The organism is Christiangramia sp., from assembly GCF_029937855.1.
Lineage (GTDB): Bacteria > Bacteroidota > Bacteroidia > Flavobacteriales > Flavobacteriaceae > Christiangramia.
The window spans coordinates 1-7,936 of the sequence record NZ_JAPYPC010000056.1; the positions used below are offsets into that span (position 1 = coordinate 1).

The window sequence follows — 7,936 nt, forward strand, 5'->3', positions numbered from 1 at the left end:
AGCCCAGCAAATGAGCTGAACCCAGATATAAGGCGTAGTTGCTCGGACGGATACAAGAATAATTAGGGGTAAGCATCGGTGTTGGACTGATATTTTGAAATTTACCATCCTTATAATTAGAGAGTTGTTCATATTTTTGCCTGTCATCTTTGGTTGGAGAAGCCCCAAATTTATCTTGTTGCATAAAAAGCCAAAGAGCAAGAATTAAAATGGAAGCTATTACAATAAATACAATCATCACTTTTTTTAATTTTCGAAAAAACTTGTTCATCTTTTTTAGATAGAAAAATTTGATTCATTTAAATTCTTGAAAAAGCCAACACATCTAATCTTTTCCAGAAAGCTTATCACTATTTTCTTTTATTAATTTGCTAAAAACACAACGGGCAACTACTACGGGATTTTCTTGGTGGTCTTGAAAAAGTTGAATATCCACTTTAACGATGGTTTTCCCATCTTTAATCACTTGAGCCTTAGCTTCTATATCGATGGAGGTTGCAGCGTGTAGATAGTCTATGCGCATATCAATGGTATTGAGTTTGTCTTTGGGAGATTGCAGCGTAGTAGCAGCTGCAGTGCCACCTGCTGTATCTGCAATAGCAGCTAAAAACCCTCCGTGCCAACGCTCTTGAATGAAATCTCCAATGAATTCGTTTTTAAAAGGAACGTGAAGATGTGCATAACCCGACTTCACTTCCAAAATTTTTATACCTAATAGTTGATTAGCAGGCATCAATTCTTCAATGCCTTTTTTTAATAACTCAATAAATTCTTTTTGCATATTTTATGGCTTTATTTGTCATTTAATTTGCCGGTTGCAAATAAATAAGACCGCAAGATAATTTTTTTAATGATTTCTTTTTCTTCTTCATTTCGAGGGGCATACACCATAATAAAATTATGAGTAAGATAGCCCATTTTGGCAACTGGGTGTAACTCACCCCAACCTCGGCTTATGACATATTCAGCATCTTTTAATGTTAGACCTAAGTGCATACTGCCATCGGGCACTGGATGAAAGTGAGCAAACTCATTTCCAATCATAAAGGCGTGACAATCATTGCACATTTTGTCGGAAGAGAGACACATAGCTTGGGCTCCGGGAACAGATATTTTGCTGAACTCTTTGTTGATTTCAGGAAGCGAGAATGCCCAATCCATTAGTGAATCAACGAGTTTACGGTCTTCGGGCTGTTGATTCAGCTGCATATGTGGGTTGCTTGGTGTAGTTTTGGGTTTAATCCCATTTCGTAAGGGAAGTTCAAAGGTGTTTTCGTTTATCATATTTTTAGGGATTGATTTTTCATATTTTGTTAATTGTATTTTTCCTTGATTGAAACTGACGCTAAATGAAGTGAAAATCAAAACGATTAATAGTAAGTACCAATAACAGGATACTGTCATTATTGTTTGATGATAAAACTCCTTTCCCCAAAAGCGGGAAGGGAAGACTCTGATTCAAAAAAGTAATGTATTTCATCTTTGGAATCCATCAACCCTAAACTATATAATACAGGCACAAAATGGTCGGGCGTAGGAGCTGCCAGTTTGCCTAATTTATGACTGTTTTGATAATTAATAATGTTAGAGATATTTCTTTTATCTATTTGTTCCTTAACCCAGTTATCATATTCCATCTCCCAACCATAGGGCGAACTATCATTGCTTTGCATTTTTTTCATAGCAAGTGGGAGATTGTGAATTAATGCACCGCTGCCAATGATGAGTACTCCTTTTTCACGAAGTGATTTTAATTGTTTTCCTAACTCGTAATGATATTCAGGTTTTGCATAATAGTCGATGCTTAATTGAAATACAGGCACGTCCGCTTCAGGAAACAAGTGCATAAGCATAGGCCAAGCTCCGTGGTCGAGACCCCAGTCGGTAGTTTCGCTAACCGATGGGATAATGCGTTTTACTTCTTTTGCAATTTCAGGGGAGCCTTTAGCTTTGTAAAATACATCATAATATTCTTTAGGAAACCCATAGTAATCGAAAATCTGTTGCTGTTCAGGCGATACGTTAACAAAAGTTCCTCGGGTACACCAGTGAGCCGAAACCACCAAAGCAGCTTTTACTTCATAATTTTTTTTCAATTCCTTTCCCAATTGAAATAAGGTATTCCAAAAGGTGCGTTCTTCTCTTGAAAGCGGAATATCCATAGGATTGCCGTGCGAAGTAAATAAAACAGGCATCTTTTTTCCTTGAACAGGAAGTTCATCCGTATATTTTCTAAAGCTGCTTAAGGTATTCACAATTGTTAGTCCTAATGTTGCTAATATAAATTGTTTTCGATTCATTATATTCTACTGTTCAAAATTAGGAATTTGATGATGATAGATTTCCATTGAAAAGTTTATTAAACATTTCAGGGATTCTCACCCAAGCAGTTACCCAAATGAACAACAGAACGATGGATTGAAAAGCGTAAGGCTCGTCATTGGCCATATGTACCAATATGGCACCTCCAAAATAGGCACTCAATAACAACACCCCTAAAACAGCGGTGCGAGGTATTAAAAACAACAATACACTTACCAATTCACCTAGAGCTATAATGGTTATCATTGAGCCCAAGCCCCATTTACCGAAATTTTCAACCATTTCGGGGTTGCCTAATAGCTTTTGGCTGGCACTCATTACTAATAAAGCGGTAAGCAATCCTGCCATTACCCAACCTGTAATTTTTCTACTTTTGCTCATAATTGATGTTTTTAAGGTTTAAACTCTATTTTCATCTGCCGTCCAGTTTTTTATGCTTTCTTTTATGGCTTTTGGACTAAGGTTTTCTTTGGCTGCCCGCTCTATCAATGCTGCTAATTCTTTATCTGATGCAAATCTGGTGGCTACCATTTGTGCCATTGTTAATTTATCTTCTAATTCTTCTAATCTGTTGCCTGTCAAAATATAATAGCGTAATCGCAGTTCTGCTCTTATGGTTCTGTCTTGATTTTTTGTGGCATACAATCTAGCTATTAAAGAAGCGAGAAAAACACTTAAAGCTAAAATCAGAAAAAAGATTTTTTCAGTCAGACTGTGGTCAGAGAATAGCAATACAATACTCAATATCACCCCAACGAGCGTGAGCGGTGATAGAATAAAATGATGAAGTGGATTGTAACGGACGTGATTTTTAAAATTTTGCATATTCAATTATTTTTTGGTTATACTTTGTTTAAAATTATTTACAATGATGCTCTTTAGTTAAGGCAATTAGCTTTTGCAAGGTATGTTTCATCTGGTCCATTTCTTCTTGACTTATCCCTGAATGACTAATGGAGCAAGATAATTTTTCAGGTATGTAACTCGCCTTCTTTTTTAAATTTATTCCTTTTTCTGTAAGGCTTATCTCCACTACACGTTCGTCACTACTAGAGCGTTTCCTTGAAATAAAACCTTGACTTTCCAACCTTTTAAGCAAGGGAGTCAGGGTGTTGGACTCCAGCATTAGTTTACTGCCAATATCATTTACCGTCAGGTTTTGGTATTGCCAGAGCACCAACATCGTTAAATATTGAGGGTAAGTAAGCCCCAACTCGTTGAGCAGGGGCGTATAAAGTTTGGTTACCACTCTAGATGCTGCGTATATCGGAAAACAATACTGATTTTCAATTTCTAATTCAGCAGAATTTTTCATTTTTAAAGAATTTTTCGCAGGTAACTTTCCATTTTCTCCGGCTTGGTGGTAGGAGCAAATCGTTTGACCGGCTTTCCGTTTTTGTCAATGACAAATTTGGTAAAATTCCATTTGATGTTGCTACCTAAAATGCCTCCAAGTTTGGATTTTAAATACTTAAAAACGGGGTGAGCATTTTCCCCATTGACTTCTACCTTGTCGAACATAGGAAAACTTACCCCGTAATTAATTTCGCAAAATTCACTAATCTCATTGGCTGTGCCTTGTTCCTGCTTTCCGAATTGGTTGCAAGGAAATCCCAAAATAACCAACCCCTTGTCTTTGTATATTTTATACAAATTTTCCAATCCCTCATATTGTGGGGTAAGTCCGCACTTGCTAGCAGTATTTACCACCACTATGGTTTTACCTTCAAACTCTTTCAAAGAAATGGTTTCTCCGTTGAGTTTTTTTGCCTCAAGTTCAAATAAGCTCGCTTCCATTTTAATTACTTTTTAGTTGGAAAATAAGTTTTGAAAAAGGCTTTCATATCCTTCCAAGAAGCTTTGTCGGCAGCTTCATTGTAGGAAATGGGAAGGTTGAATTTTTCCCCGGTAGCTGTAGATGCTTTATTGGTAAAAGCGTGTGTGGCATCAGCATAAGACTTAAACTGGTAGGTAATGTTGTTGTCTTTCATTTGTTGATGAAAATTATCCACATCAGCTTGCGGCACAAACGAATCACTTTCACCGTGGCAAACCAATACTTTTGTGTTTTTCATTGCAGGACTTGCTTGAAAGCCGGTAAGTCCACCGTGAAAACTTACCACAGTTTCTAAAGGTACCCCTAAGCTGGCAGCAAAAAGCGAAACCGTTCCGCCAAAGCAATAACCTATGGCACTTACTTTTGAAGCGTCCACCTGTTGTAGTTGGGTTACGGCATCATAAGCCGCCTGCATCCGACTTTTTATCAGATTAGGATCGCCATAAAACCTTCCTGCATTGGCCTCTGCATCGGCAGGGTTTTCTACGACCAATCCATTACCGTACATATCTACCGCCAAAGCCACATAGCCTAACTCTGCCAACATTTTAGCACGATTTTTCACATATTCGTTCAATCCCCACCATTCGGGCACTACTAAAATAGCAGCTTGTTTTCCCTTTTGCTTTGCAGGATAATAAACAACGCCATTGAGTGTAACCTGGCCATCTTTATAGGTAATTTCTTCAGTTTTAACCTTGCTTTTTACATTTTCTTTGCTGTTTTGGGCAGTCAGAGTTTCTACACTAAAAAGGAGTGTAAAAAGCAATAAAATGTATGTTTTAAAATTTATCGTATTCATTCTGTTTGGTTTTTAAATTTTATAAAAAGAAATCTCCATTGGCTCTATCCATAGCTGTAAACTGCAACATCCAATAAGGATAAATAGGGTTTAATGCTGTTAGCTCATCCAGGATTTTAACATCTTCTGCATCCATTTCCCAGGTAGTAGTTTTGATGTTGTCTTCCAACTGGTGAGGCTTGGTAGCTCCAATAAGTACGGAAGTTACTCCGGGTTTTCTCAAAAGATAATTTAGGGCTGCTTGTGCTATAGAAGCCTTGTGTTTGTTGGCAATTTTTTCCAACTCATCAACAATAGCATAGCCTTTTTCCGGATCGATTTGAATAAAATTCTGCTCTTCATTGGTTCTTCTTGCTCCTTCCGGCATTGGCTTGTCTTTTCTGTATTTACCGGTTAAAAATCCGCCTCCAAGTGGCGACCAAGGGGTAAAGGCTAGTTTTTGATCCAAGCAAAGCGGTATCAATTCATATTCTACATCTCTGGATATAAGTGAATAAATGGCTTGCAATGAGACGGGTTTTTCCCAATGATTTTTTTCAGCGGTGTTGATAAACTTCATTAGCTGCCAAGCCGGGAAGTTACTTACCCCATAATATCTAATTTTTCCTTGTGAAACGAGGTCATCAAGGGTTGAAATGGTTTCTTCAAAAGGGGTAATAGGATCATAACTATGAAGCACATAATGGTCGATATAGTCGGTACCCAATCGTTTTAAACTATTGTGGCAGCTCTCGATGATGTGTTTTCTGGACAAGCCCACATCATTAATTTCTTTACTCATTCTACCGCGCACTTTGGTAGCAATGATGACATCCTTTCTTTTGTCTTTTACTGCTTTTCCTAAAATCTCTTCCGATTGGCCGTGAGAATACACATCAGCAGAATCGAAGTAGTTGATGCCTGAGTCTATGGCTATGTCCACTAATCGCTTGCTATCTTCATAGCCTAGAGAACCTACCACACTCCAGTAGCCACTGCTACCAAAACTCATCGTTCCCATACAAAGTTCTGAAACTAAAATTCCTGAATTTCCTAATTGATTGTACTTCATAGTGATTTAATTTAAAGTGAATGATAAATATTTAAGTGCAAAAGTATATCTTTGAAGATTAAATCGTAAGCGATATATTTTGTTTTAACAAATTTTAGGATTTTGAAATTTTTTACACTGACCGCTAACGGTTTCGCTTATCGCAAGTGTGCGGAATTTAGCACACGGAGTTGTCAGTTTATTGTTTTGTTATTTGGAGTTCTAAATTATCGATTTTGTTCAAATACCGCATATTTGCGATGAAGCGGTGTTGGCAATTGGCTGCTACTTTGTCTGCTCTATTTTTTCTGGATTTTGCCGAGTATCAAAAACATTTGCAATTTCGATACGGTTTTGTGTCTTATTAATCCAATAAATGATTTTGTAGTTTTTAAAGACTAAGTATCGAAAATCATGCTCTCTTTCTTTAAGAAGAAATTCTTTCTGCCCAATTTCCGGTGTTTTTTCTAAACCAATTGTAGTATCAATAATTCCATTAACCAATTTCGCAGCTACCCTATTGCTGGCTTTATATTTATAGTAATGAAATATATCTTCTAATTTATCCTCAGCTAGTTGAGTCCAATAAACGGTTAACTCCATTTTTGAACTTTTGCTTTTAAGTCACTTGCTTTAGTTAATCTTCCTTTTTTAGAGTCATCTAATGCTTGATCAATTTCATCATTGAATTGCTGCATAGACATGGGTTTCATCTCTTTTTCAAGTAATTCAGCCTTTCTTTTATGCAACATCTTTTCTAAACCATTTATAATTTCCTCATTTTGTAAACGAAGAAATTCTTGAACAAAAGATATTTTTTTAGCCTCTAAATCCATCTTTCTGCTTTTTATCAAAAATACGAATTCTAATTTATTACTTCTAGTTTAGTAGAATTTTTGTGCAGCTGTCTCGTCCTAGAATACGGCTACAGGTTAAACTTGATTTTTACGCTGCATTTTGGTGTACCGCATTAGGTGTTTGATAGTCTAAAGATAAATGTAATCTTATTTCATTGTATAGTTTGATCGCATTTTTTGCGGCTCTTTTAGCATGAGCTAGATCTGTAAAGGTCTGATCGAGGTAAAATTCATCTTTGAGTATTCCGTTTACCCGCTCTGCCAGTGCATTCTCATAGCAGTGATTATCCTCGGTCATGCTTATTTGTACTTTATTCTTCTGAAGGATCTGGGTGTATGTAGTACTGCAATATTGAAAACCTCTGTCGGAATGATGAATAAGCCCTTTGATATCCTTGGCCTGGTATATGGCTTTGTTTAATGCTCTCACACATCCTTTGAGTTCAAGACTGTTGCTAATGTCGTAACCTACAATTTTTCTGGAATGCATGTCTGTAATGAGGGCCAGGTAACAAAAGCCTTTTACGGTTCTGATATAGGTGATATCGCTTACCCATACCTGATTGGCTCTGCTAACTTTAAGTTCTTTGATGATATTTTTGTACTTATGGAACCGGTGCATAGAGTTGGTGGTTTTAGTGCAGTATTTCTTTCTAAGTGTGAGCATATTGTGTTTTCTAAGGATGTTGAATAAAGTATCCCTGCCTACTTTTAGGCGTGCTGTTTCGAAATCATGGTTCAGGGATCTCATGAGTTTCCTGACACCTTCTCTTGGAAGGGATTTGCGTCTTTGTTTGACGATCCTAACGACCTGTCGTTCTACTTCCAGGCGCTCGTCCTCTCTTCGTTTATACTTGTAATAGGCATCTCGTTTGAGATCGAAACACTTGCAAATAGCGGTCAAAGAAGCAAATCCCTTGGCTTTATCTTTAGCCTTAATTAAGGCTTGATATTTAGTTTTTTTTTGAGTTCCACCACTGATTTGTAGCCTAGTTTTTCAGCCGCTACTTCCAGGTATGATTCTTCAATCAAAGCATCCATATCTTTTTTAAGCAAGAGCTTTTTGAGCTGTTCAATCTCTTTCTGAA

General features: G+C 37.1%; 12 protein-coding genes and 1 pseudogene. All 13 read right to left on the reverse strand.

Annotated elements, in window-relative coordinates; all coding sequences use genetic code 11:
- Window positions 1-271, reverse strand: a pseudogene (locus Q1K34_RS17525) (hypothetical protein); the annotation flags it as partial.
- 54 nt (window positions 272-325) lie between these two features.
- On the reverse strand, window positions 326-781 hold the full coding sequence (locus Q1K34_RS17530; RefSeq protein WP_251740839.1) for a PaaI family thioesterase: 456 nt from the start codon (window positions 779-781) through the stop codon (window positions 326-328).
- Between the two features lie 11 nt (window positions 782-792).
- On the reverse strand, window positions 793-1,284 hold the full coding sequence (locus tag Q1K34_RS17535) for a luciferase family protein (RefSeq protein WP_127137575.1): 492 nt from the start codon (window positions 1,282-1,284) through the stop codon (window positions 793-795).
- 119 nt (window positions 1,285-1,403) lie between these two features.
- Window positions 1,404-2,300 carry a class III extradiol ring-cleavage dioxygenase gene (locus Q1K34_RS17540; RefSeq protein WP_262319377.1) on the reverse strand — a complete coding sequence of 299 codons (897 nt, stop codon included), beginning with the start codon at window positions 2,298-2,300 and terminating at the stop codon, window positions 1,404-1,406.
- A gap of 19 nt (window positions 2,301-2,319) precedes the next feature.
- The gene (locus tag Q1K34_RS17545; protein ID WP_251740841.1) at window positions 2,320-2,703 is read right to left on the reverse strand and encodes a DoxX family protein; all 384 of its coding nucleotides are present in this window, start codon (window positions 2,701-2,703) and stop codon (window positions 2,320-2,322) included.
- An 18-nt stretch (window positions 2,704-2,721) separates the two neighbouring features.
- Window positions 2,722-3,147: a DUF6526 family protein gene (locus tag Q1K34_RS17550; RefSeq protein ID WP_251740842.1), complete on the reverse strand. Its 426-nt coding sequence runs from the start codon at window positions 3,145-3,147 to the stop codon at window positions 2,722-2,724.
- A 34-nt stretch (window positions 3,148-3,181) separates the two neighbouring features.
- The gene (locus Q1K34_RS17555; protein ID WP_127137567.1) at window positions 3,182-3,637 is read right to left on the reverse strand and encodes a MarR family winged helix-turn-helix transcriptional regulator; all 456 of its coding nucleotides are present in this window, start codon (window positions 3,635-3,637) and stop codon (window positions 3,182-3,184) included.
- A gap of 2 nt (window positions 3,638-3,639) precedes the next feature.
- Window positions 3,640-4,119 carry a glutathione peroxidase gene (locus tag Q1K34_RS17560; RefSeq protein WP_251740843.1) on the reverse strand — a complete coding sequence of 160 codons (480 nt, stop codon included), beginning with the start codon at window positions 4,117-4,119 and terminating at the stop codon, window positions 3,640-3,642.
- Between the two features lie 5 nt (window positions 4,120-4,124).
- The gene (locus Q1K34_RS17565; RefSeq protein WP_251740844.1) at window positions 4,125-4,961 is read right to left on the reverse strand and encodes a dienelactone hydrolase family protein; all 837 of its coding nucleotides are present in this window, start codon (window positions 4,959-4,961) and stop codon (window positions 4,125-4,127) included.
- A 19-nt stretch (window positions 4,962-4,980) separates the two neighbouring features.
- Entirely contained in the window at window positions 4,981-6,012 is a 1,032-nt protein-coding gene (locus Q1K34_RS17570) for an aldo/keto reductase (protein ID WP_251740845.1), read from the reverse strand.
- 264 nt (window positions 6,013-6,276) lie between these two features.
- Entirely contained in the window at window positions 6,277-6,594 is a 318-nt protein-coding gene (locus tag Q1K34_RS17575) for a type II toxin-antitoxin system RelE/ParE family toxin (RefSeq protein ID WP_251740846.1), read from the reverse strand.
- Window positions 6,585-6,827: a hypothetical protein gene (locus Q1K34_RS17580; protein WP_251740847.1), complete on the reverse strand. Its 243-nt coding sequence runs from the start codon at window positions 6,825-6,827 to the stop codon at window positions 6,585-6,587. The genes Q1K34_RS17575 and Q1K34_RS17580 overlap by 10 nt, the downstream gene beginning before the upstream one ends.
- A 109-nt stretch (window positions 6,828-6,936) precedes the next feature.
- Window positions 6,937-7,752: an IS3 family transposase gene (locus tag Q1K34_RS17585; protein ID WP_251740848.1), complete on the reverse strand. Its 816-nt coding sequence runs from the start codon at window positions 7,750-7,752 to the stop codon at window positions 6,937-6,939.
- Window positions 7,753-7,936 lie beyond the last annotated feature (184 nt).

What these genes read in the sequence shown, in the direction of transcription:
- Q1K34_RS17535 (WP_127137575.1), bottom strand. Translation starts at nt 1,284, where the DNA reads ATGATAAACGAAAACACCTTTGAACTTCCCTTACGAAATGGGATTAAA.
- Q1K34_RS17540 (WP_262319377.1), bottom strand. Translation starts at nt 2,300, where the DNA reads ATGAATCGAAAACAATTTATATTAGCAACATTAGGACTAACAATTGTG.
- Q1K34_RS17565 (WP_251740844.1), bottom strand. Translation starts at nt 4,961, where the DNA reads ATGAATACGATAAATTTTAAAACATACATTTTATTGCTTTTTACACTC.
- Q1K34_RS17570 (WP_251740845.1), bottom strand. Translation starts at nt 6,012, where the DNA reads ATGAAGTACAATCAATTAGGAAATTCAGGAATTTTAGTTTCAGAACTT.
- Q1K34_RS17550 (WP_251740842.1), bottom strand. Translation starts at nt 3,147, where the DNA reads ATGCAAAATTTTAAAAATCACGTCCGTTACAATCCACTTCATCATTTT.
- Q1K34_RS17575 (WP_251740846.1), bottom strand. Translation starts at nt 6,594, where the DNA reads ATGGAGTTAACCGTTTATTGGACTCAACTAGCTGAGGATAAATTAGAA.
- Q1K34_RS17530 (WP_251740839.1), bottom strand. Translation starts at nt 781, where the DNA reads ATGCAAAAAGAATTTATTGAGTTATTAAAAAAAGGCATTGAAGAATTG.
- Q1K34_RS17555 (WP_127137567.1), bottom strand. Translation starts at nt 3,637, where the DNA reads ATGAAAAATTCTGCTGAATTAGAAATTGAAAATCAGTATTGTTTTCCG.
- Q1K34_RS17545 (WP_251740841.1), bottom strand. Translation starts at nt 2,703, where the DNA reads ATGAGCAAAAGTAGAAAAATTACAGGTTGGGTAATGGCAGGATTGCTT.
- Q1K34_RS17560 (WP_251740843.1), bottom strand. Translation starts at nt 4,119, where the DNA reads ATGGAAGCGAGCTTATTTGAACTTGAGGCAAAAAAACTCAACGGAGAA.
- Q1K34_RS17580 (WP_251740847.1), bottom strand. Translation starts at nt 6,827, where the DNA reads ATGGATTTAGAGGCTAAAAAAATATCTTTTGTTCAAGAATTTCTTCGT.